The organism is Comamonas serinivorans, assembly GCF_002158865.1.
Lineage (GTDB): Bacteria > Pseudomonadota > Gammaproteobacteria > Burkholderiales > Burkholderiaceae_C > Comamonas_E > Comamonas_E serinivorans.
Genome location: NZ_CP021455.1, coordinates 3920678 through 3943286 on the forward strand (window position 1 = coordinate 3920678; position 22609 = coordinate 3943286).

18 protein-coding genes are annotated in these 22609 nt (G+C 68.0%); 12 read left to right on the forward strand and 6 right to left on the reverse strand.

Annotation, left to right across the window (positions count from 1 at the left end):
* Positions 1–145 precede the first annotated feature (145 nt).
* On the forward strand, positions 146–823 hold the full coding sequence (locus tag CCO03_RS16715) for a hypothetical protein (protein ID WP_087282890.1): 678 nt from the start codon (positions 146–148) through the stop codon (positions 821–823).
* 404 nt (positions 824–1227) lie between these two features.
* On the opposite strand, the gene CCO03_RS16720 is transcribed toward CCO03_RS16715, so the two are convergent.
* From CCO03_RS16720 to CCO03_RS16730, 3 genes are all read right to left on the reverse strand, one after another.
* Positions 1228–3039, reverse strand: coding sequence for a flavin-containing monooxygenase (locus tag CCO03_RS16720; protein ID WP_087282892.1), 1812 nt, complete (start codon positions 3037–3039; stop codon positions 1228–1230).
* 172 nt (positions 3040–3211) lie between these two features.
* Positions 3212–4273, reverse strand: a complete 1062-nt coding sequence (gene ruvB, locus CCO03_RS16725) for a Holliday junction branch migration DNA helicase RuvB (RefSeq protein ID WP_087282894.1) — start codon at positions 4271–4273, stop codon at positions 3212–3214.
* A 257-nt stretch (positions 4274–4530) separates the two neighbouring features.
* Positions 4531–5622 carry an OmpA family protein gene (locus CCO03_RS16730; protein ID WP_087282896.1) on the reverse strand — a complete coding sequence of 364 codons (1092 nt, stop codon included), beginning with the start codon at positions 5620–5622 and terminating at the stop codon, positions 4531–4533.
* A 207-nt stretch (positions 5623–5829) separates the two neighbouring features.
* On the opposite strand from CCO03_RS16730, the gene paeA reads away from it, so the two are divergent.
* Both paeA and CCO03_RS16740 read left to right on the forward strand, forming a co-directional pair.
* Positions 5830–7122, forward strand: a complete 1293-nt coding sequence (gene paeA / locus CCO03_RS16735) for a polyamine export protein PaeA (protein ID WP_087282898.1) — start codon at positions 5830–5832, stop codon at positions 7120–7122.
* Complete coding sequence (locus CCO03_RS16740) at positions 7115–7930, forward strand: hypothetical protein (RefSeq protein WP_087282900.1); 816 nt, start codon at positions 7115–7117, stop codon at positions 7928–7930. The genes paeA and CCO03_RS16740 overlap by 8 nt, the downstream gene beginning before the upstream one ends.
* A 112-nt stretch (positions 7931–8042) precedes the next feature.
* On the opposite strand, the gene CCO03_RS16745 is transcribed toward CCO03_RS16740, so the two are convergent.
* Positions 8043–9551: an acetyl-CoA acetyltransferase gene (locus CCO03_RS16745; protein WP_087282902.1), complete on the reverse strand. Its 1509-nt coding sequence runs from the start codon at positions 9549–9551 to the stop codon at positions 8043–8045.
* Positions 9552–9832: 281 nt separating this feature from the next.
* Here CCO03_RS16745 and CCO03_RS16750 point away from each other — a divergent pair, with 281 nt between their 5' ends.
* The 4 genes from CCO03_RS16750 to CCO03_RS16760 are packed head-to-tail and all read left to right on the forward strand — an operon-like array spanning position 9833 to position 12216.
* The gene (locus CCO03_RS16750) at positions 9833–10582 is read left to right on the forward strand and encodes an enoyl-CoA hydratase/isomerase family protein (RefSeq protein ID WP_087282904.1); all 750 of its coding nucleotides are present in this window, start codon (positions 9833–9835) and stop codon (positions 10580–10582) included.
* Between the two features lie 34 nt (positions 10583–10616).
* Positions 10617–10793, forward strand: coding sequence for a hypothetical protein (locus CCO03_RS19935; RefSeq protein ID WP_157667745.1), 177 nt, complete (start codon positions 10617–10619; stop codon positions 10791–10793).
* The gene (locus CCO03_RS16755) at positions 10786–11079 is read left to right on the forward strand and encodes a hypothetical protein (RefSeq protein WP_157667746.1); all 294 of its coding nucleotides are present in this window, start codon (positions 10786–10788) and stop codon (positions 11077–11079) included. The genes CCO03_RS19935 and CCO03_RS16755 overlap by 8 nt, the downstream gene beginning before the upstream one ends.
* Before the next feature lie 42 nt (positions 11080–11121).
* Positions 11122–12216 carry a pirin family protein gene (locus CCO03_RS16760; RefSeq protein WP_087282908.1) on the forward strand — a complete coding sequence of 365 codons (1095 nt, stop codon included), beginning with the start codon at positions 11122–11124 and terminating at the stop codon, positions 12214–12216.
* A gap of 524 nt (positions 12217–12740) precedes the next feature.
* On the opposite strand, the gene CCO03_RS16765 is transcribed toward CCO03_RS16760, so the two are convergent.
* Positions 12741–13334 carry a hypothetical protein gene (locus tag CCO03_RS16765; RefSeq protein WP_157667747.1) on the reverse strand — a complete coding sequence of 198 codons (594 nt, stop codon included), beginning with the start codon at positions 13332–13334 and terminating at the stop codon, positions 12741–12743.
* A 626-nt stretch (positions 13335–13960) separates the two neighbouring features.
* Between CCO03_RS16765 and CCO03_RS16770 the strand changes: the two genes are divergently transcribed.
* The 3 genes from CCO03_RS16770 (at position 13961) to CCO03_RS16780 (ending at position 17294) form a co-directional block, all read left to right on the forward strand.
* Positions 13961–15133 carry an RtcB family protein gene (locus tag CCO03_RS16770; RefSeq protein ID WP_087284856.1) on the forward strand — a complete coding sequence of 391 codons (1173 nt, stop codon included), beginning with the start codon at positions 13961–13963 and terminating at the stop codon, positions 15131–15133.
* Positions 15134–15314: 181 nt separating this feature from the next.
* Positions 15315–15758, forward strand: coding sequence for a hypothetical protein (locus tag CCO03_RS16775; RefSeq protein WP_087282912.1), 444 nt, complete (start codon positions 15315–15317; stop codon positions 15756–15758).
* 210 nt (positions 15759–15968) lie between these two features.
* Positions 15969–17294: a THxN family PEP-CTERM protein gene (locus CCO03_RS16780; RefSeq protein WP_087282914.1), complete on the forward strand. Its 1326-nt coding sequence runs from the start codon at positions 15969–15971 to the stop codon at positions 17292–17294.
* 455 nt (positions 17295–17749) lie between these two features.
* On the opposite strand, the gene CCO03_RS16785 is transcribed toward CCO03_RS16780, so the two are convergent.
* Positions 17750–17992, reverse strand: coding sequence for a KTSC domain-containing protein (locus CCO03_RS16785; protein ID WP_157667748.1), 243 nt, complete (start codon positions 17990–17992; stop codon positions 17750–17752).
* A gap of 453 nt (positions 17993–18445) precedes the next feature.
* Between CCO03_RS16785 and CCO03_RS16790 the strand changes: the two genes are divergently transcribed.
* Positions 18446–18640: a hypothetical protein gene (locus CCO03_RS16790; protein ID WP_157667749.1), complete on the forward strand. Its 195-nt coding sequence runs from the start codon at positions 18446–18448 to the stop codon at positions 18638–18640.
* Positions 18641–19260: 620 nt separating this feature from the next.
* The gene (locus tag CCO03_RS16795; RefSeq protein ID WP_157667750.1) at positions 19261–22374 is read left to right on the forward strand and encodes an IPTL-CTERM sorting domain-containing protein; all 3114 of its coding nucleotides are present in this window, start codon (positions 19261–19263) and stop codon (positions 22372–22374) included.
* Positions 22375–22609 lie beyond the last annotated feature (235 nt).

The window sequence follows — 22609 nt, forward strand, 5'->3', positions numbered from 1 at the left end:
CCGTCCCTCACGGCTGGCACGGTAGGATTTCGGACGCAGGCCGCGCCGCCGCGGTGGTTGAGCGATGCCTCCGCTTGGGCTCGACCGCATCGCCCTCGGGGCCCCCTCGCTCGGCCGCCTCGATCACCCACCCTGAGCCCAGCCCATGATCCGAACCCAACCCGATCTGTTCGCGTTCTTGCACGACTGGCACGCGCCCTGGCTGCCCGCAGCGCGGCCGGCCGCAGCGCCCAACCTGGCCCTGCCCGCACCGCTGGCCGAGCTGCAGGCCGAGTTCGCCCCGCTGATCGCGCTTCGGCCATCCCCCGACAACGGCCACCGCGCGCCCTTCGCCACCCAGGATCGGCTGCTGCGCCCCGCGGACCTGGTCGTGGCGGACGGCCAGCTGACCTTCGCCACCGACCACCAGGGCAACTGGTCGGCCCGCTGCGCCACCACCGGCGATGACCCGTCCGTGTGGTCAGACGCCGCGCAGGCGTGGGACGACGACGCCCCGGGCTTCACGCTGGCCTGCCCGTCGCTCAGCCACTTTCTGACCACGCTGTGCCTGCAGGAAGCCTGCCTGAGCGCGCCACACCTGCTCGTCTGCCACGGCGCCAGCCCGCACGAGGTGCTGACCGTGCCGGCGCAGCCGCTGTGGTTGAACGGGCAGCTCGTCCAGGGCCCCGACAGCCACCATTTCCACCGCGTGCCTGGCTGCGACCCGGCCCGCACCGACCTGCTGGTGATGCACACGCAGGAGATGTGTTGGGTGGCGGCCCACACGACCCAAGCCCTGGCGCTGATCCAGCCGGGCGTCTCGCGGCAAATCATCCGCCCGTGACCACCTGAGCGCGGGCAGCTGGGCGCTCGTCCCCATCCCGTCGGCGGCACAGCAGGGCGCGGGGTGACCGAGCGCGCTGGCTGGGTGCGGCCGCTGGAAGACACGGGTGCTCGACGCCGCAGCGCACGCACAGCCGTGTCGAACCCGGCTCGCTCGCGTCCTTCGCCGGGCGATGCCGACGCCAGCCAACACGGAGTATCAATCCATTGCCGTTGTCGTGCCATCGGCAATGCAAGCATACTCATCGAAGAACTTCCCGCATGCGCAGACCGGATGGCTGGGCCCCGCGTTGGCCCGTTGCCAGGAACGCCGTGCGGCCCAGCCTGACCGCGCGACCTGTTCGCCCAGCCTGTTCACGCCGGGGGCCGGTCGACGGCGAAGACCGCCGCGACGGCAGCCCCCGATCAGCTGCTGAACGCCAACCCCTCGTAGCGGCCGCTGGCGCGCCAGGCGGCGATGTACTTGAAGTAGGCCGCGGGCCCGGCGGGGTAGCCCACGTTCAGGCGCGCGGCGGGGCCGGGGTCGCGGCCTTCGTTGTTGTAGTAGCCCGGCGTGCAGTCGGGGGACGAGGTCATGCGGCCGGGCGCGGTGCGCAGCAGCTCGACCCAGGCCTCTTCGGCCTCGGGCGTGACCTCGACGCGGGCATGCCCCCCCGCCAGCGCGTGCGACACCACGGCGGCGATGCTGCGTGCGCCGTCGGTGAGGTTGTGCGGCACGTTCGAGATCAGGTTGGCACCCTGGGTGGGCTGCACGAAAAAGGCGTTGGGGAAGCCGTGCACGTGCATGCCATGCAGCGTGCGCATGCCGTTTGCCCAGTGCTCGGACAGGGTGCGACCGCCCTCGCCGGTCAGGTCGAACCCGGCCCGACGCTGGAACGCCGTGCCCACCTCGAAACCCGAGGCGTAGATGATGCAGTCCACCGGGTACTCGACGCCGGCCACCACCACGCCGCGGGGCGTGATGCGCTCCACGCCCTGGCCGTCGGTGTCCAGCAGCGTGACACCGGGTTCGTTGAACGACTGCAGGTAGGCGTCATGGAAGCAGGGCCGCTTGCACAGCTGGCGGTACCAGGCTTTGAGCTTGGCGGCGGTGTCGGCGTCGTCCACCAACTCGTCAACGCGGGCGCGGATTTCCTCCATCTTCTGGAAGTCCGCGTCTTCGTAGGCCGCCAGCATGGTGGCCACGGTGCGCTCGCCGGGTGGCAGGCGGCCGATCTGGGCGCGGATGCGGCGGTTCAGGTCGGTCCAGCCGTCCTGCACCAGGTCCACGGTCGGCGAGCCGCCGGCCTGGTTTTCGGTGAAGTTCTCGAGCCAGCGCTGCTGCCAGCCGGGCGTGGCGATGCGGGCAAACCACTCGGGGTCGATGGGCGCGTTGGCCCGCACATCCACCGACGACGGCGTGCGCTGGCACACGAAGAGCTGCTGACAGCTGCGGGCCAGGTGCGGGATGCACTGCACCGAGGTCGCCCCCGTGCCGATGATGGCCACGCGCTTGTCGCGCAGCTTGTCCATGGGCGCGCCCAGCGGGTCGCCGCCGGTGTAGGCGTAGTCCCAGCGGCTGGTGTGAAAAGAGTGGCCCTGGAAGGTGTCGATGCCCGGGATGCCGGGCAGCTTGGGGATGTGCAGCGGCCCCGTGCCCAGGCCGATGAACTGGGCCGTGAAGGCATCGCCGCGCTGTGTGCGGATCTGCCAGCGCGAGCCGGCCTCGTCCCAGGTCAGCGACTCGACCTGGGTGTGGAACAGCGCGTCGTCGTAAAGGTCGTAATGGCGCGCGATGCGCTGGCAATGGGCCAGGATCTCGGGCGCATGCGCGTACTTCTCGGTCGGCATGTGGCCGGTTTCCTCGAGCAGCGGCATGTAGATCATCGAGGCCGTGTCGCACTGGGCGCCGGGGTAGCGGTTCCAGTACCAGGTGCCGCCGACGTCGCCGCCCTTCTCGATCAGGCGCACGCCCTGCACGCCGGCCTCTTTCAGCCGCGCCGCCGTGGCCAGGCCGGCAAACCCCGCGCCGATGAAGGCGAAGGTCACGTGGTCCGTCTTGGGCGCGCGCGGTTGCACCGGCGTGTAGGGGTCTTCCAGGTAGTGGGCGTGTTCGCCCTTGAGCTCCAGGTATTGGTCGTTGCCATCGGCGCGCAGGCGCTTGTCGCGTTCCAACAGGTATTTCTGACGCAGGGCTTCCTTGTCGATGGGGCGTGTCGGGGTGCCAGCTTCGGTCATGGGCGCATGTCTCCTGGGGTGGTTTTCACCATCCAGAATCGGTCATGCGCGGGCGGCTGTCACGCCCAAGCTGTCACATCGGCATACCAGAATTTCCAATAATTTTTGATTTCAAGCAGTATGAGTTCATTCCCGTTGCATCTACAATGGAAACCACCCCATACTGCCAAAATCAAAACAGACCGCCTGATCCTTGATTCTGGGGTGGCGTCACGCCCAGGTGGCGAAACGCCGCCAGCGTGGCGACGCGGCCGCGCGGCGTGCGCTGCAGAAAACCCTGCTGGATCAGGTAGGGCTCGATCACGTCTTCGATGGTGCCGGGCTCTTCGCCGATCGCCGCGGCCACGTTGTCCAGGCCCACGGGGCCGCCGTCGAAACGGTGGATCACAGCCTCGAGCAGCTTGCGGTCCATCAGATCGAACCCTTCAGGGTCCACGTCGAGCATGGCCAGCGCGGCCTGGGCAATCGGCTCGGTGATGACCCCCTCGCCCTTCACGTCGGCGTAGTCGCGCACGCGGCGCAGCAGGCGGTTGGCGATGCGCGGCGTGCCGCGCGAGCGGCGCGCGATCTCGAAGGCGCCGGCCGCGTCGGCCGGCACGTTCAGCAGGCCGGCGCTGCGGCGCACGATGCGCGCCAGTTCCTCGGGCGTGTAGAACTCCAGCCGCGCGACGATGCCGAAGCGGTCGCGCAGCGGGTTGGTCAACATGCCCGCGCGCGTGGTCGCGCCGACCAGCGTGAAGGGCTGCAGGTCAAGCTTGATGCTGCGCGCGGCCGGGCCCTCGCCGATCATGATGTCGATCTGGTAGTCCTCCAGCGCGGGGTACAGGATTTCCTCGACCACGGGCGACAGGCGGTGGATCTCGTCGATGAACAGCACATCGTTCGCTTCGAGGTTGGTCAGCAGCGCCGCCAGGTCCTTGGGCTTCTCGAGCACGGGGCCGCTGGTCTGGCGCAGGTTCACCCCCAGCTCGTGCGCGATGATGTGCGAGAGCGTGGTCTTGCCCAGGCCGGGCGGGCCGAACAGCAGCACGTGGTCCAGCGCCTCACCGCGCTTGCGCGCTGCGCCAATGAAGATCTCGAGCTGCTCGCGCGCTTTGGCCTGGCCCACATAGTCGTCGAGCAGCTTGGGGCGCAAGGCCCGCTCGAGCGCGTCTTCGCCCGCGGACAGGGGCGCGGCCGACACCACGCGCGGCGGCGGGTCGGGCAGGTCGAAATCGTCGGTCTTGATGCTCACGGTGCAGGTTGGCTGGACGCTGGGAAGCTGCGATGGTACGCGTGCCCACTTGCGCACGAAACGAGCCACCAGCGTTTCCGCGCCAGCCCCCCAAGACGCCACGCGGCCGCAGCGGACGACCGCGTTCGAGCGCTTCAAGCGCGGACTGGTCGGTCGGCGCCACGCCGCCTTGCTCCCGGCCCGCCTGTCCAAAAAAAAGCGATGCCCTCAGGCATCGCTCATCTCATGCAGACGCGGCGCACGGCGCCGCCGGCGGTTCAGGGCCGGACCACCACGTCCACGCGGCGCGCAGCCGCATTGCTGATGCCGGTGCCGGTCGGGTCGACGGGCTTTTCCAGCACGGTACGGTCCTGGGCAATGCCCTGGGCCACCAGCGCCGCCTGCACCGCCTGCGCACGCTGCTTGGACAGCTCGGCGTTCTTCGCCGGGTCGCCCGTGGGGTCGTTGAAGCCCGACACCACGGCCTTGGCGTCGGCGTTCGCCTTCAGGTAGGCCACCAGGGCCGACGACCGGGCCGCGAACTCGGTCGCCACGTCGACCTTGCCCGAGTCGAAGAACACCTGCAGCAGCGGCACGCCATGGGCTTCGCCCGCAACCACGGCCGCTCCTTCGGGCATGCTGGCCAGCACCACCGCGCCATCGCTGGCGGGCAGGGCCGCCGCGCTGGCAGCCGCAGCCGGCGCGTCAGCCGGGGTGGTGGCGCCAGATGCGGCGTCGGATGCCGCATCGGGTGCGCCGGCAGCCGCTGGGGCCGACGCCGCATCGGACGCACCAGAGGCCGGCGCGGTCTGTGCCGGCCCGTCGGCCGGTGGCGCGTCGCCCTTCTGGCTGCAGTACGACAGGCCCAGCAGCAGCACGACGGCACCGATCAGCCAGGGCAGCCACTTGGCCAGGCCGCCGCCGCCACCGCCGGCCGCCGAGGCCGCCACCGGCCGGGCCAGCAAGGGCTGGGCATCGCCGATGAAACCGGTCACCGTGGCCGGCAAGCCGCTGGGGATGCTGCCACCCGGCGTGAGCTTGGCCACCAGGCCCGGGATGAGGTAGGCCACCGCGCCCGCCAGGTTGTCCCGCGGGGCGTTGATGTGGTGCGACAACAGGTCCAGCAGACCGCCCGAGCCGCCCAGCACGGCTTCCACCTGCGTGTTGTTCAGCGGCTTGGGGCTGACGGTGTTGCCCAGCCACGACTGCACGATCGGCCCCAGTCCGGCGGCCTTGAAGCGTTCGAGGAAGCCCGTCAGACCACCGGTTTCCTTGTGGGTCATGTAGGCCAGCACGATGCGCAGCAGCTCGCTCGACTTGTCGCCGATGCCAAATCGCGCCGCCAGCTCACGGATCAGGATGTCGAACATGCGGGTTTCACCTTTGGGTTGTGGGTTGAAAGAGACCGACTCAAGCCCGGCACACAGGCCCGGCCGCGGTGCGCCGACATTATGCCCAGCGCCCCTGAAACAGGCATGCCGGCGAAGGTGGCCGCTACACTTGCTGCACCACGCCGTGCACCCCCACCGCGGCTGCGTGCCATGTGGCGGCAGCCCGCGCGGCCACCCCAGCCCGCCATGAGCCTGACCCAGAGCCTGCTGATCACGCTGCTGCTGATCGCCTTGAACGCGTTCTTCTCCGCGGCCGAAATCGCGCTGGCGGCGTCGCGTCGGGTGCGGCTGCGGCAGCTGGCCAGCGCGGGCGATCGGCGCGCCGACGCCGTGGCCCAGGTGCAGGCGCTGCCGGGCGATTACTTCACGGTGGTGCAGATCGCCCAGAACGCCATCTCCATCCTCGGCGGCATCGTCGGCGAAGGCGCCTTCAGCCCCCACCTCACGGCCTGGCTCTCGGGGTTTCTGGAACCGGTCTGGGCCTCGCGCCTGGCCTTTGTGCTCTCGTTCGCGTTGGTCACCTCGCTGTTCCTGGTGCTGGCCGACCTGATGCCGCGCCGCGCCGGCATGGCCGAGCCCGAGCAGGTGGCCATGCGCGTGGTGGGCCCCATGGTGTTGCTGACCAAGCTGCTGCGCCCCGTGGTGTGGTGCTACGCCGCCCTGACCAACGGCCTGCTGGCCCTGGCGCGGGTGCCTTCGGCGCGCGACGACAGCATCACCTCGGACGACATCCTGGCGCTGACCGAAGCGGGCACCCAGGCCGGCGTGCTGGACCTGCCCGAGCAGCGCGTGATCGAGAACCTGTTCGAGCTGGACACGCGCTGGGTCAGCAGCGCCATGACGCCGCGCGACCGCATCGCCTGGTTTTCGCAGAACGAGCCCGAAGAAACGCTCAAGGCCCGCATCGCGGCCGAGCCCTTTTCCACCTACCCGGTCTGCGACGAAACCATCGACCGCGTACTCGGTTATGTCGACGCCAAGGAGCTGTTCCAGCGTGTGCTGACGCGCCAGCCCATCAGCCTGAAGGACCCTTCGCTGCTGCACAAGGCCCTGGTGGTGCCCGACCGGCTGAGCCTGGCCGAGGTGCTGACGCAGTTCCGCCAGGCGCAGGAAGACTTCGCCATCATCGTCAACGAATACAGCCTGGTGGTCGGCGTCATCACGCTGAACGACGTGATGAGCACCGTGATGGGCGAGCTGGTGACCTCGGACGACGAGGAGCTCATCGTGCGCCGCGACGAGACCTCGTGGCTCATCGACGGCACCACGCCCATCACCGATGTGGCGCGCGCCATCGGCGTGCACACCTGGCCGCACGAAGACGAGTACGAAACCCTGGCCGGCTTCCTCATGACCATGCTGCGGCGCGTGCCCAAGCGCACCGACGTGGTCCGCTGGAGCGGCTTCAGCTTCGAGGTGCTGGACGTGGACAACTTCCGCATCGACCAGGTCATGGTCAGCCGCGACCCCGATGCCTGAGGCACTGGCCGATCTGGCCAACACGCTGCTGAACCTCCCGGTCGTGTTCGGCGCGGCCGAGCACGCGGCCTTGATCGTGCTGGCGCTGACCCTGCCCATCGTGCTGGCGCCCGTCCCCTTGCCCAAAGCGCTGGCCATGGGCCTGCTGGGCTTGTTGCTGGGCAGCCTCTGGGACCCCGGCGAGCGCCTGCCGGTGCAGCGCGAGCTGCTGGGCTTGTCCTTCGAGGGCGAGCTGGCGCTGGTGCCCCTGCTCGTGGTCTACGGCTTTTTGCTGCCGCGCATCGCGCGGTATGCGCTGCCGCCCCACGGCCTTCAGCGCGCCGGCGGCTGGCCCACGGCGCGGCCAGGAAAGGTCCAGCCAGGAAGGGCCTGGCCAGAGACGGCCTACAACGCCCTGTTCATGCCGCACACCCTGCCCGCCTTGCTGCTGATGCGCCCGACGCGGTTCCCGGCGCACGTGGTGCTGCCCGTGTTGGCGTGGATGGCGGTGGCGCTGTGCATCCACTGGGGGCTGCTGCCCACCGAGCACCCATGGCCCTGGTGGGGCCTGGCGGTGTTCGCCGCCGGCCTGGTCGCCATGGCGTGTGACCTGCCCTGGCCACCGCTGCTGGCGGGCACGCTGGCGCAGGGCCCGCTGGAAGCGCACCTGCGCCGCGCCCTGTTGCTGGGCCAGGGCGACTGGACGCTGTTCCTGCACCGGCCGACCAGCGCGGGCTTGCTGCTGCTGGCCCTGTTGCTCGTCGTCGTCAGCCTGTGGGTGCGCGCACGCGCTGCGCGTCGGCGGACCCCGATTCAGCCGCTGGGCTGAGCTCAAGCCGGCTCGCCCAGTACGCGGGTGACATCAGTTCGATGGATGCAGGCAGTATCAGGCATTCGCCGTTTCATGCTGAACAGCAACTACCCCATACTGCCCCTTCAAGTCACACCGAGCGCCACACCAGCGGCTGCTCGCCGGCGCTGCTGACCTGACCGGCCGAGCCGATGGGGCTGGTGGCCGCATCGAGCAAGCGGGCCAGCGTGGCGCCGTCGTCCGGCGGCACCTTGGCCACCACGCGCTCGCCCGCGGGGGTGCGCGCAATCACCACGCCGTGGCGCACGGCGCCGCGGTCGTACATCACGGTGAAGGTTTCCAGCGTGGCCGGGCCGTCGTAGCGCTGCACCAGCGCCGGCACCGGGCCTTCGGCGGCATCGGCTGCGGCCTGCTCTTCAGGACCGGCGGCCACGGGCGCCGCCTGCGGCGCCTGGCGCGACAGCACGATGGCGTGGTGCTTGGTCACGTACTCGCCCTGGCCGTACAGCAGGCCGTGGCCGTCGTCTGGCCCCTCGCGCAGGGCGCGCACCACGGCGGCGGCGGCGTGCGACATGTAGTTGTTCAGCGGGGCGCCGAAAAAGCTCAGGCCGCCGGTGGCGGTCAGCGGCGCGTCTTCGGCCAGGCCCAGCACGCGGCGCGCCATCTTGGGCACGACCGGGAAGCAGCTGTAGAGCTCGGTCGCCACCCAGTTGGGCGCGTCGCCGGCCAGCGCCACGGCGCGCTTGAGCACGGCCTCTTGCGCGGGCGATTCGGTGTAGCCGCCGCGCTGCAGAAAGTCGCGCGGCGCGTTGGCCTTGGCGCCGCCCCACAGGTAGACCATGCGCTCGGGCGCGATGCCCAGCTGGCGCGCCATGCCGGCGCTGGTCAGCCAGATGGCCGCGCCCATGTTGACCAGCGGGTTGGCCACCATGCGCTTGGTGTAGGGCCAGGCGATCAGGCGGTTGTCGTCGGTGGGCGTGATGACCTCGTCGGGCGTGAAGGGCTGTGCCTTCCAGGCATGGGGGTTGGCCGCCGCCACGCCCGAAAAGCGCGCCCAGGTGCGCGCCGCTTCGGCGATGGACTCGGCCGGGGTCTGGCCCCAGGCGTGGCCGGTGGCGTTCTCGTACAGCGGGTACACGTTGATGGGCGCGTTCAGGCCCAGCGCCACCGACGCCGGGTGCTGAAAGTTGGCGCCGCGCACCAGCTTGGCGTTGGGGTCTTGCGGGTGCCAGGGCAACTTGGCGCCGGCCTTTTGCGCGGCGGCCACCGCGTACTGCGCCTCGGCGCCGACCACGGCCGCCACCTCGCTTTCGCCGGCAAAAATGCGCATGGCCGCTTCGTGCATGAAGCGCACCGGCGACTCGCCGCCCACCACGCCATACACGCAGCGGGCCGGCGTGGCGCCCAGCGCCTCGCACAGCAGGCGTTCGGGGTCGGCATAGGGCCAGGAGTATTCGCAGACGATGTCGATGGAGTCGACGGCCGCGATCAGATCGGCCCCCGCATCCTGCGCGCCCTGGCGCAGGGCCTGAACCATCAGCGCGATGGGCTCGAGCGCCTGTTCGGGGTCTTTGGTGCGCTGCGTGATTTCGCCCACGCCCACGATGACGGGCAAGCGGTCTGGGTCCAAGGTGCTCATGACAAGGGTTTCATTGGGGAAACCCCGGCTTGTAGCAAAGCGGGCTGGGCGCGTCAGTCGCCCAGGACACGGCGCGTGCGCGTTCAGTGCCACGTCGGCCATCAACCCATGAGGCAGTACCCATCCATCCTCGTTCGCATGAAAACGAGGGTTCACCCATACTGCATCCCGATTTCCCATCCTGCACCTCAGTGCCTTGGGCGACAGCCGGGTCCCCGGGCTTGCCGCCCAATGCACCGTCCATTCACCCCGTGCGGCCTGGGTGGCCGCACCCCTTTCCCATGACCGACACCATCGTCCAAGACACGCAGGGCTGCGTGGGCATCGTCCGCCTGAACCGCCCCGACAAGCGCAACGCCTTCACCCCCGACATGGAGCAGCAGCTGCGCGCGACGCTCGAAGCCCTCGACCAAGACCCGGCCGTGAAGACCCTGCTCATCGTGGGCGCCGGGGGCTGCTTCTCGGCCGGCATCGACCTGGCCGTGCTGTCGGCGCCCGGCATGGCCAACCAGCCTTACGACGTGGCGCGCCAGCACCGCTTCAACTACATCCCGCGCCTGCGCAAGCCCGTGGTGGCCGCGATTGCAGGGCCCTGCTACGGCCTGGCCGCGGCCATCGCGCTGCTGTGCGACATCCGCCACGTGGCCGAGGACGTCAAGATCTGCATGCCCTTCACGCGCATGCGCGGCATCGCCGAGTTTGGCCTGCCGGTGACGATCGCGCGCGTGGCCGGCATGGCCAAGGCCAGCGAGTGGCTGCTGACCGGCAAGGTCTTCGGCAGCGCCGAGGCCGTGCACAGCGGCTTCGCCGCCCAGGCCTGGCCCGCCGAGGATTTCGAGGCCCAGGTGGTGCAGGCCTTGAACGAGCAGCTGCAACACGCGCACGTCGAATCGCTGATCGCGATCAAGGGCCAGATCTGGCGCGCCTTCACGCAGTCGCTGCAGGACTGCAGCGAAGACGCCGGCTGGCTGATGCGCGAGCTGCGCGCCCAGGCACCGCTGGCGGTGCCCGCGGTGCCGGGCAAGGGCTGAGCCGGGCGGGCGGCTGCCGGCTGTGGTCGCTCACGTGCAACGCATCGACGGCATGCATTCCGTGCAGTATCGGCCCACTGTCGTTTCCAACCAGACGGCATCAACCGTATACTGCATGGCTGCATGGCTGCATGGCTGCATGGCTGCATGGCTGCATGGCTGCATGGCTGCATGGCTGCATGGCTGCATGGCTGCATGGCTGCATGGCTGAATCCTGTCTCGCCCATCCCGCCGGCATGCAGCGCCGCGGGCCCGCCCTTCAGCGCGCCACCCAGGCGCCGGGCCAGCCCCTCATCGCCCGTCAGCCCGGTATCGGCCTGAGCCTCGAGTTCATGGCCGCTTGCGCGCCGACGGTGCCCCTTGCTGACCTCGCTCAGCGCCACACCGGCCCTGAGCGTTGCACCCACGGCAACACCGTGTTGCGCCCACTGGCACGCTGCGCGGGCTTGCCGGTGGGGCAGGCGCCCCCACCTGAGCCCCATGCCCGCGTCAGCTGACGGGGCCTTACCCCCACACCCGCCGCCAGCGGCGCTTTCGACATGAGCAGCCACACCCCCCATTCCCTGATCGTGGGCGCCCAGCCCCTGGGCAGCCCCATGCCCGGCATGGACCCCTTCATCTTCGCGATGTACCACCAGGACCAATACCCGCCCGGCAATGGCCGGCTGGGCCCCGACCCTGCCCTGCTGGCAGGGCGCAACCTGGGCATGGATTTCAGCCGCCGCGACGGCTGGAGCATGTACCACGGCGACGAGGTGCCGGGCTTCCCCGCACACCCGCACCGCGGCTTTGAAACCGTGACCATCGTGCGCCAGGGCCTGGTGGACCACGCCGATTCGCTCGGGGCCACGGCGCGCTATGGCCGCGGTGACGTGCAGTGGCTGACCACGGGCAGCGGCGTGCAGCACGGCGAGATGTTCCCGCTGGTGCACGACGACCAGCCCAACACGCTGGACCTGTTCCAGATCTGGCTGAACCTGCCGGCGCGCCACAAAATGGTGCCGGCCGACTTCACCATGTTCTGGGCCAGCGACATCCCGCACGTCACGCACACCGATGCCGAGGGCCGGCGCAGCGACGTGGAGGTGATCGCGGGCGACTTCGTACCGGTGACCGCCGGCGCCTCGGCCGATGCGGCCGGAGCTGGCGTGAAGGCCTTGCAGCCACCCCGCCACTCGTGGGCCAGCGAGCCCGGCGCCGGCGTGGCGATCTGGATCGTGCGCCTGGACCCGGGCGCCAGCCTGACCCTGCCCGCCGCCAGCCGCCGGGTGCGCCGCGCCCTCTACCTGACCACGGGCCAGCGCCTGTCGGTGGGTGAGCACCGTTTCGATCAGCCGGTGATGGTGGAGTTGGACCCCGGACAGCCGGCCCCGCTGCACAACCCGGGCACGACGCTCATCGAGGTGCTGGTGCTGCAAGGCCAGCCCATTGGCGAACCAGTGGCCGCGCAAGGCCCGTTCGTGATGAACAGCCGGGAAGAGCTGCTGCAGGCCATGCGCGATTACCAGCGCACGGCGTTCGGGGGCTGGCCCTGGCCCAGTGCTGCGCACACCCATGGCCAGGCCGCGCGCTTCGCGCAACACCCCGATGGGCGCATCGAGCACCCACCCGCGGACGCGCCCGGAACGCCCTGAAGCCGTGGCGCCCGCCCGTGCCCATGGCGGACGAGGCGCCGTTACGGAGCATCCGCAGCGTGACCGGCAACGCCCGGCAGACCGGACGGCCAGTTGGAGACCAGAAAACCCAGCGTGCCCCGTTCGCACGTCATCGTGGCCACCTCACATGGACTCAGCGACGCGCCAACCTTGCGGCACAACCCTGCGCAGGGCTGCATTCAGGGTCTTGGCTGGGCAGGAACGCGCCCATGACCTGGGCGTGCATAGGGCCGTGGCTGTGGAAAGCATCGGCAAGGCGGTTGCCGGCGTCGCCACGAACACGCCCGTGATGCGATGACGAGCCATGAGCTCGGCAGCCGCGGGCTGCTCATCGACGGTGCGGGCTGCCGATTGGCCTGGGCGCCGGCTCACCAACGGTGTGGGCGGGGGCTGTGCATCGCGTCCTGCACCGTCAGGCCACGCCCACCCAGGCCGTGGCCATGCGCATCAGGCACGCGTGAGCGGAGTCGCCGACCCGCCGCCCCTGATGCGTGGGGCCGATGTCAGGCCGCCTGGCGCTTGCGGCGCAGGCCCAGCGCCGCCAGGCTGGCCCCCAGCAGGCCCAGCGCCCAGCCGCCCAGCGTGGGCACGGGGGCAACGGTGCCCACGGGCTGCGTCGGTCGCGCCACGATGTAGAACGGCCCGCCGATGTAGGTGGCCGGGAATTGCTGCACGGCGCCGCTGCCGTTGTCGTAGCTGAACTGGGTGATCACGCGCAGGTCCATCCCGTTGCCGGGGGGCTCGTACACCAGCAGGCCGGTGGCCGGCAGGGTCAGGGTCGTGCTGGCGCCCGCGGCCGTCACAGGCACCGGGCAGTCGACGTACTGCACCAGGGCCGAAGGCCGCGCCACGCAGCCGTGCGGCAAGGGCGTGACCAGCTCGGTTTCCAGCGGCACGGCGATGTACACCGAAGCCCCCGCGGGACTGGGGTCGGTGCCGCTGTTGGTGACGGTGATGGCGAAGTCATGCGTGTCGTTCACATACCAAGGTTGGGTGGGTGGGGCCAGGTGGGCCGTGAGCACCACGTCGGCCATGGCCTGGCCGGCCCACAACGCCACCACGACCCCAGCCGCCCATGTGCACTTGTTCACTGTCATGACTCGCTCCCAATCTCTTGATTTCATTGAAAAATTTGAGTCTGACATTGCGACAGCCGCAGCACGCCTGACTGGCTGCCGTGGCGCGTAACAAAACACTACCCCGGCGCCTCTGGCGGTCGGTGCCACCGCCGGGCACTGCCCCCTTTGTATTCATTTGGAACGATCTGCAGGTGCAACCCTTTCACACTTGGGCGCCGCCAACGCCGCTTGTCGCGCCACACGGACCGCCCAGGCCAGGCTGTGGGCGGTACGCCACAGCCACGCACCGGTTCGGGGTGGCCAACGCTGTCAAATCTTTTGATCCAGATGAATCAATCCCGATGAGTAGACACCCCTTGTTCTTTCTCCTCCGTTTCCAGGATTGAAATATTTTCTTTTCAAATCAACAACTTGATTTTCTTCATCAACCTGGCACAGATCTGGCAAAGAAAGGAAAACCACAGGAGAACATCATGAACAGCAAGGTACCGGATACCGCCCAAACACTGCGACTGGCCCGCCGCCTGGCCGCCTCGAACGCCCGTCAGGAACGCCTGGCCGACCCCCTGCCGCGCCCGGTCGAGGTGCCGGCCGCTCAAGGCCAGCACCTGGAGCTGCAGGTGCCCGGGGGCGTGCCCGTGAAGATGTGGACGCAGGGCGTGCCCGTGGAAGACGAGGCCCGCGACCAGCTGGCCAACATCTCGCGCCTGCCCATCGTGTTCAAGCACGTGGCGGTGATGCCCGATGTGCACCTGGGCATCGGCGCCACCATCGGCTCGGTCGTGCCGACGATCAAGGCCATCATCCCGGCCGCCGTGGGTGTGGACCTGGGCTGCGGGATGATGGCCTGCAAGACCACGCTGACCGCGAGCGACCTACCCGACAACCTCAGCGCGGTGCGGGCGGCCATCGAGCGCGCCGTGCCCGTGGGCATGACACCCAAGCGCTACGGCCGCGACAAGGGCAGCTGGGAAACCCCGCCCGCCGAGACCGACGCCGCCTGGACCCGCCTGGTGCAGGAGTTCGACGAGATTTGCGCGGCGCACCCGCGCATCCAAAACACGAACAACCACAAGCACCTGGGTACGCTGGGCACCGGCAACCACTTCATCGAGCTGTGCCTCGATGAACAACAGGCCGTGTGGATCATGCTGCACTCGGGCTCGCGTGGCGTGGGCAACGCGATTGGCTCGCACTTCATCGAGCTGGCCAAGAAGGACGCCGAACGCAACCAGGCCAACCTGCCGGACCAGAACCTGGCGTACTTCGAAGAAGGCGCGCAGTACTTTGGCGACTACGTGAAGGCCGTGGGCTGGGCGCAGAAGTTTGCGGCGGCCAACCGCGAAGTGATGATGATCCGCACGATCAACGCGCTGCGAAAGGTCATCGCCAAGCCGTTCGAGACGCACCTGGAAGCCGTGAACTGCCACCACAACTACGTGCAGAAAGAGACGCACTTCGGCCAGGACGTGTTCGTGACGCGAAAAGGCGCCGTGAACGCCGAGGCCGGCAAGCTGGGGATCATCCCCGGCAGCATGGGCGCCAAGAGCTTCATCGTGCGCGGCAAGGGCCACCCCGAGAGCTTCAACAGCTGCAGCCACGGTGCCGGCCGCACCATGAGCCGCACCAAGGCCAAGAAGCTGTTCACGGTGGAGGACCACAAGCGCGCGACCGAAGGCGTGGAATGCCGCAAGGACGCCGAGGTGATCGACGAGATCCCCATGGCCTACAAGGACATCGACGCCGTGATGGCCGCCCAGCGCGAGCTGGTCGACGTGGTGCACGTGCTCAAGCAGGTGGTGTGCGTGAAGGGCTGAAACCCGGCGCGGGTCGCTCACCTGGCCTTGCAACAGGCATTGTCCAAATAGAGTATGCAGCCATTACCTATTAAACATCATCGGCAATGGCAGCATACTGTGACTTTCACTATCAACTGGAGAACGGCGCGCCGCCTCGTCACGAGGCGGCGTGTCGCTCATGCCATCGTCAAAGGCACCCATGGCCCAACCCGCCCTCACCGAGGCCCTTCCTGGCCGGGCCCTTCCTGGCTGGGCCCAACACCAGGCCTTCGCCGCCCTGTTCCGCGCCATCGCCGCGCCTGATCTGGCCGAGCGCTGGCTCACCCTGCTGAAGGGCAAGCCCAGCAAGTGGGCCAAGATTCAGCCGTGGCGCTGCTGGCCCGGCGACCTGTACCGCAACTGGCCCGTCGGCGCCTCGTGGCCCGACCTGCGCGACCGTGCCATGACGCAAGCCCTGCAGGCGCGCGCGCCAACTTGGCACGGCCTGGCCTGCGGCCACGGCGGCCCCGAAGTCGTCAGCCTGCCGCCCGCCGACATGCGGGGCTGGATGGACACGCTGGTGGAAGGCTTTGTCGTGCTGGTGCCCGGCCAACTGGCGCTGATCCACAACCACGAAGGTGGCCGCTGGCTGTGGGCCGCTTGAGCAACGCACCTGCCCCGATCTCCCAAGACGCCTCACAGCAAGCCTTCGAGGCGCGATGAGGCGGCGGCCTGCAAGGCTGCTTCGAGGTCGCCAGGACCTGGGTGCAAGCTTGCTCCCGGAAACAGACCTGGAGTTGCCCATGCAACCACTGTTTACCATTTCACATAACATGTAGTACTTACATACAACTTTGTCAGCTGGAGCAGCAGCATGCAACCTTGGATCAAGTGCAGCAGCGCCATGGGATTTGCTCTCGCGATGGCGGCTGGCCAAGCCTCTGCAGCACCCATCGCAGCCTGGGACTATCAAGTCACAACCACGTTCGTGACGCTCTCAGGCGTCACTGAGTTCACGTCAGGCTCAGGCTGTCGACTGGTCAGCACTTCCGCCATCACCTGGGGAGCCTGCCCCCCCGGCCCCCCTGGCCCAGGCCGAAGCGGCCTCAGCATCACCCACACCCCCCAAGGTGGCTCCCTGGACACCAACGGTGCAGCGCAACCCGCCAACACCTACATCCACCACAACAACCTGGTGTCCTCGGCGTACGCCACCTTGAGAAGGGCCACCATCCAAGCCGCGGTGAGCTTAAAGCCTCAAGGCAGCGCCGAACCCTACGATTTCGCCACCTTCGCCTACAACATCAGGTTCGTGGAGACGCCCAACGTCGTCGGCACCTGTGTCGCAGCAGGCCCCGCAGACAACCCGTGCAGTGACATCTGGGTGCTGGAAGGATCACTCCACCACACCTTCACCTACGACGGCACCGAGTACTACATCAGCTTCTTTGCTGCGCCTTCCCTGACGCCCTTGCCGGATGAGGTGTGTGCGGCAGCGGAAGCCCCCAGTGGCTGCATCGGCTTCACGACCCTCGAGGGTCTGGCCAACGAGGTCAATTTTCTGCTGACGGTGGCAGGTCCGCTGGAGGTCAGCCCACCCAGTGCTGGCGTCGCGGGCAGCCCGTATGGCCCCGTCACGCTCACGGCCACGGGCGGAGTCGGCCCCTACATCTGGAGCGCCGACAGCCTGCCCGAGGGCATGACCCTGGACCCCGACACCGGGGTGCTCTCGGGCACACCAGCTGTGAACGCCCACGGCAGCTACACAATCACGGTCACGGACAGCTTCAGCCCCGCCAACACCTTCAGCGTCACCCTGGTCATCCAGCCTCCGCCAGTGGTGATCCAGACCAACAGCCTGCCTGGCGCAACGCAGGGCGCGCCCTACAGCCTGCCGCTGGTGGCGACCGGCGGCACCGCGCCCTATGCATGGTCGGCCACCGGCCTGCCCCCAGGCCTGTCTGTGGTCGATGGCGTGATCACAGGCTCGCCCACGGCAACCGGCACGTACCCGGTGACGGTGGTGGTGACCGACGACGGCGGTCGAACAGCCAACGTGATGCTGGAGCTGAACGTCACCGCAGCTGCCACCGTGCAGCCCGTGCCCACCTTGGATGAATGGGGCCTGGGCCTGCTGGGCGCCTTCGCCGCAACCCTGGGTGCACATCGGCTGCGGCGCACAGGGCGCGCGTACCGGTGATCCCTGGTTGCCCCGACCGACGAGCGGCAAAGCGAACACCTGATGGAGGTGTGTGACACACGATGAGCTGAAAATTCGCCGTGTGACGCGGCAGGGTCCCCAGCCTCCGCGCTTCCCCTGCAAGCGGTGAATGGCGCCTCCTTGCGCTCAAAGGACCTGTTTCGCGCATCGGCACGGGCCGATGCCGATGCGTGCGGCTCAAACGCATGGACGCTGCTTCAGCGGCCTCGATCGTCGCAGCCCAGGGCAACCACAGAAAAACGGCTCGGCATGAGCCCCATCATGCGCAGCGGCTCCACGCGCCGATGTTGGACAACCGGCCATTGTCTGCAATGGCCCCACGCTATTCAACCGTTGTCGACAGGGCATGGATCCACTGGCCTGATGTCCATCCCCGGCTGCTCACGGGCACAAAAAAGCCCGCGGCAAGCGGGCTTCATCGCAACAGTCCCAGATCAGTGATCATGCCAGGCACCTGTCGGCTTGCGCAGCACCTTGTACTGCTCGTGAATCCGGGCATGGAAGTAGTTGCGCGGACGATCGCTTGCCTTCATCTCCTGCCACAGCTGCTCCGGCACGTTGGGGTAGTCATAGCCCTGCTCAGGATGGTCGACAAACCACACCCGGAGCAGGCCGCTGCCAGACTCGTAGGTGGCCTTGGTCAACTGGCTCGTCGCAGGAAACGTGTGGGCGTCCATCATCTACTCCTTTAGGTGTAATCCCTAGGAATTTTGCAACACTTTTTTGCGACATCGCAACAAATGCCCTTGCCAAAAGCCCATGCAAAGTGTCAAGCAGCCTCGCTCTGCGCCTGGATGCGCTAGGCGCCAGCCCTACGCTAAGAGCACCTCGATTCAATCGAAGCCCATATCTCCTACAAGCTGTGGTTCCATGGCCAGGTGGCCTACAGTGGGTGCGTGACGGTCTTGCGGGTTAGCGCCGCAAGGGCCTGACAGAGCACCGCTCTCTGGAAGACTTGCAAATCACACCACTGCTTCATGTGAGCCGTCACAGGCCCGCCTCGTGCGGGCCTTTTCGTGGGATCACACCCTGTTGCATGGTGAAAGGCGACCTCTCCGGGCCGACCGTTCAAAAAGCTCAGGCATAGTGGGCCTTCTGTTCACCCTCTCCGCTTGCGCGGCTGCATCGCCATGTCCAAATTGACCGATCTGAAGTCCAAGCCCTTCAACGTGCACAGCGATGCCCTGGCACGCCAGGAGCCCTTGCGGTTCTCGGCCGAAGAATCGGCCAAGCGCTCGCGCATTTGCAACGGCGCCAGCCGCGAGCCCTTGGTGTCAGACCCGCCCTACCGCGGTCAGGTGCCGCGCCCCTACACCCGCGGCTGACCCAGCTGCCCAGCCCGCTCCCTGCAGCGGGCTTTTTATTGAGCGCTCACGCCAACCCGGTCAACGCGAACGGAGCGACGAGACGACCGAACTGCCGGTCCGGTGTCGCCTCGTCAGATCTCCATGCGTTCATTTGAATGGAGTATGGATACATTGCCGTTTTCACATCAACGATAACAACCAGATACCCCAATTTCACATCCACACCTCAGATCCTGTGGACAAGCCTCCTGATGCAAGGATGCCGGCGGTGCCGCAAGACCAACCTTTGCCGAACCGAGCCAAGCTGCGCAGAATGCGCTACCAACCCCCTGCAAGCCTGCCCATGTCACCACCCCGCGCCGGCTCCGGCATGCTTGCGCATGCCACAAGCCTGAACACCAGGGACCACAGTTCACGCCCAGCACGCCTTTGCGCCTCAGGTCAAGTCATCAGGGTGCCGTAGCCGCAAAATTTCGTAACACCCGTACGCACATTGCATGTGCAGCGCCCACAATCAAAAAGTAAGCACTTTGTGCTTTTTTTTCGAAGAGCGGCATCAGCGCCGAGCCGCGCTGCTGGACACTCACCATGCCCGCGGCGGCATTGCGGGTCCCTCATCCCCTTCACACCGAACTGTCATGACCATGCTTCGCTCGAGTTCGCTCACCCCAGGTTCGCCCCCGCGCGCACGTCAATGGCTCGCCGCCATCGCTTGGGTGGCCGCGCTGGCCGGCCCACAAGCCCACGCGCAGACCTGCACGCCCGACAAGCCTTACGACCACATCGTCAGTGCCTTCCACCAGTCGGCGGTGCAGCGCACCGATGGCACATGGGCTGGCTGGGGCGCGACCATGGGCGCTCTGGGGCTTAATCAGGTGACGGGCACCCCCTACGACGGTCGCTCGGTGCTGCGCCCGCTGGACATCAAGGCCGGCGGCACCTGGGCGGCCGCCGGCGGCAACTGGCCCGCTGGCAACGTGGGCCTGGTGGGCGAGCCGTTGCTGATCACGATGGCCAGTTCCAACACCACGGAGCAAACCGTGGCGCTGACCACGCAAGGCCTGTTTGCCTGGGGCTTCAACGTGATGTTGAACGCCACCATCAAATCCTCTCGCCTCGTTGCCGCCTTTGCCGTGGGCGGCAAGGCCGATGGCCTGCCGCCGGGCGTGACGCCCACCGATGTGGCCCAGCTGTTCGGCACCTACGGCATGCTGGCCGTGGTGACCAAGCCCGCGCATGGCGGCCAACTGTGGGTGCTGGTCAACCACACCGAAGCCGACTTCACCAAACTGCGTGGCGATGGCACGACCGATGCCGCCAGCAACCACACCTGGCACCGCGTCAAGACCAATGGCACCACCGACCTGGCCAACGTGGTCGCCGTGCGCGGCCACGCTGGTCGCAAAACGGACACCATGGAGATGACGCTGGGCGCCATCATGGCCCAGACCGCCGACGGCAAGCTGTATGCCTGGGGCAGCACGCCGTACTTCGGCAACGGCGTCACCGCGACCAGCGCCTCCTACGCCACGCCTGTGACGCTGCCGCAGGAAGCAGGTGCCGACATCACACCCAAGATGATTGGCGTGACGGGCAACAGCTCAGGAAGCACGATGTTTGTGCTGTCCACCACGGGCACGCTGTATTCGGTGGGGGCCAACAACCAACGGCAACTGGCCGCCAACCTGCCCGAAACCACGGCCGAAGCCACCACTTGGCAGGTGGTGCGAGCATTTGGCGACACCGAAGCTGCCTGGCGCGGCAGGGTCAAGACCTTCAGCGTGCAGGAACATGATTCGGGCACCATCGTCGGGCACGGCGCTGCGGGCGCCTTGATCACCACGGACGACACGGTCTACACCTGGGGCAGCAACGAGCGGGGCATGATCGGCCGCGCCACCACACCCGGCGGCACGGCCACCAACGGCTTCTACCACCTGGGGCAACCGGTGACGGTTGGCGGTGCCCGGCCCGCCCGCCTGGTTGAAGTGGGGGGCCACACCATGGTCTACATGCCCAAAGACAGCGCCCAGTTCTGCTACGTGGGCCACCAGATTCAAGGCAGCATGGGCGATGGCGTCATGGCCCAGGCGGACCAACCCGCGTTCAACTGCACCGACACACCCGTGGTGAACATCTGCGGTGCCACGGGCTTTGACAACGGCGACGCGCCCAGCGTCTACGAGAACGATGGGGGCAGCAATCAGGCCATGCACGCCTACACCAACGGCCCCCTGTTCCTGGGCACGCTGCCGCCCCAGGCGAACGACGACACCCCCCGCAACGTCGCCAGCGGTGCCTCCAACGTCGGCGCCCATGGCGATTACATCGCGGCGCCGCTCACGCTGGAAGAAGATGGCATCACTCAGGCCACCGGCCCCACGGGCAGCCTGACTGCGCCAGCGATGGCCGGCGGCGACCTGCCAGCCATCCTCACCACGCAGACCACCTACACCCTGCAGGTGGCCTATACCAACCAGACCGGCACGGCCGCCACCCTGCACGCCTGGGTGGACTGGAACAACAACGGCATCTTCGAGACCAGCGAATACGCCAGCGCCTCCGCCGCCAGCGGTGGCAGCACAGCCTCACTGGGGTGGTCCATCCCCTCGGGTCAGGCCGTGGGCCATCGCTACATCCGCCTGCGCATCACCACCAAGACCTCCGCCAGCGATTACAACGAGCGCTTTCCGGCCGCCAATGTGACCGTGCGCAGCGGTGAAGATGCCCGCGCCCTGGGCTTTGCAGCCGATGGCGAAATCGAGGACCACCGCGTGCAGATCGTCGCCGCGGGCAGCCTGGGCGTGGTGGCCAACCCCGATTCGGACGCCACGCCGGTCAACACGCCGGTCACCACCGAGGTCACGGTCAACGACGTGGCCATCGGGGGCACCATCGGCAGCGTGACCGCCATCACATCCACGAGCGCAAACGGCGGCACGGTGAGCTGCACCGGCCTCACCTGCACCTACCTGCCCCCCTCTGGCTACACGGGCACCGACACCTACACCTACCAAGCCTGCCTGGCAGCCCCCAATGCCACCGTGTGCAGCACCACCACGGTGACCATCACCATCACACCCACGGTGGGCGCCAGCCCCGACACCGCTACCACGCCTGCAAACACGCCCGTGACCACCCCGGTCACAGCCAACGACACGGCCATCGGCGGTACCTTGGATCCCGGGAGCGTGAGGCCTACCGGCACCACGCCCCCCGCCAACGGCAGCGTGACCTGTGCCGCCGGCAGTTGCACCTACACCCCGAACCCCGGCTACACCGGCCCCGATGCCTACAGCTATCAGGTCTGTCTGGCCGCGCCCAACGGCACGGTGTGTGAGGAGACCACGGTCGCCGTCACCGTCACGCCCAGCCCGGGCGCCCAGCCCGACACCGACACCACCCAGCCCGGCACGCCGGTCACCACCCCGGTCACGGGCAACGACGTACCCGTCGGCGGCACCCTTGACCCAGGTAGTGTGACGCCCACCGGCGCGCCACCGGCCAACGGCACCGTGACCTGCGCCGCCGGCAGCTGCACATACACCCCGAATGCGGGATTCACGGGTACCGATACCTACAGCTACCAAGTCTGCCTCACGCCGCCCGACGAGGCGGTCTGCGCCACCACGACCGTCACGGTCACGGTGAAGGCAGCCACGCCGACTCCGGTGCCTGGACTGAATGCCTGGGGCTTGGCGCTGCTGGCTGGCCTGCTCGGGCTGTTCACCGTGAGGCGCCGCACGCGTTGAGGTGACTCCCAGGGCCTTGCCCTTACCGCGCCGACACAAAGCCCGTGATGGCATCCGGCCTCACGGGCTTTGTGCATTCGTGCGCAAGCCGATCATGGGTCCAGCAAGAAAAAAGGCGTTCACTGAACTTCAGTGAACGCCTTTGAACGTTGTCTTGGTGGTGGAAACGGGAACCGAACCGGCGTCCGCAATCCGAGCCAGATAGTAACGCCTTGGCCTTGAGGGCGTGGATTCG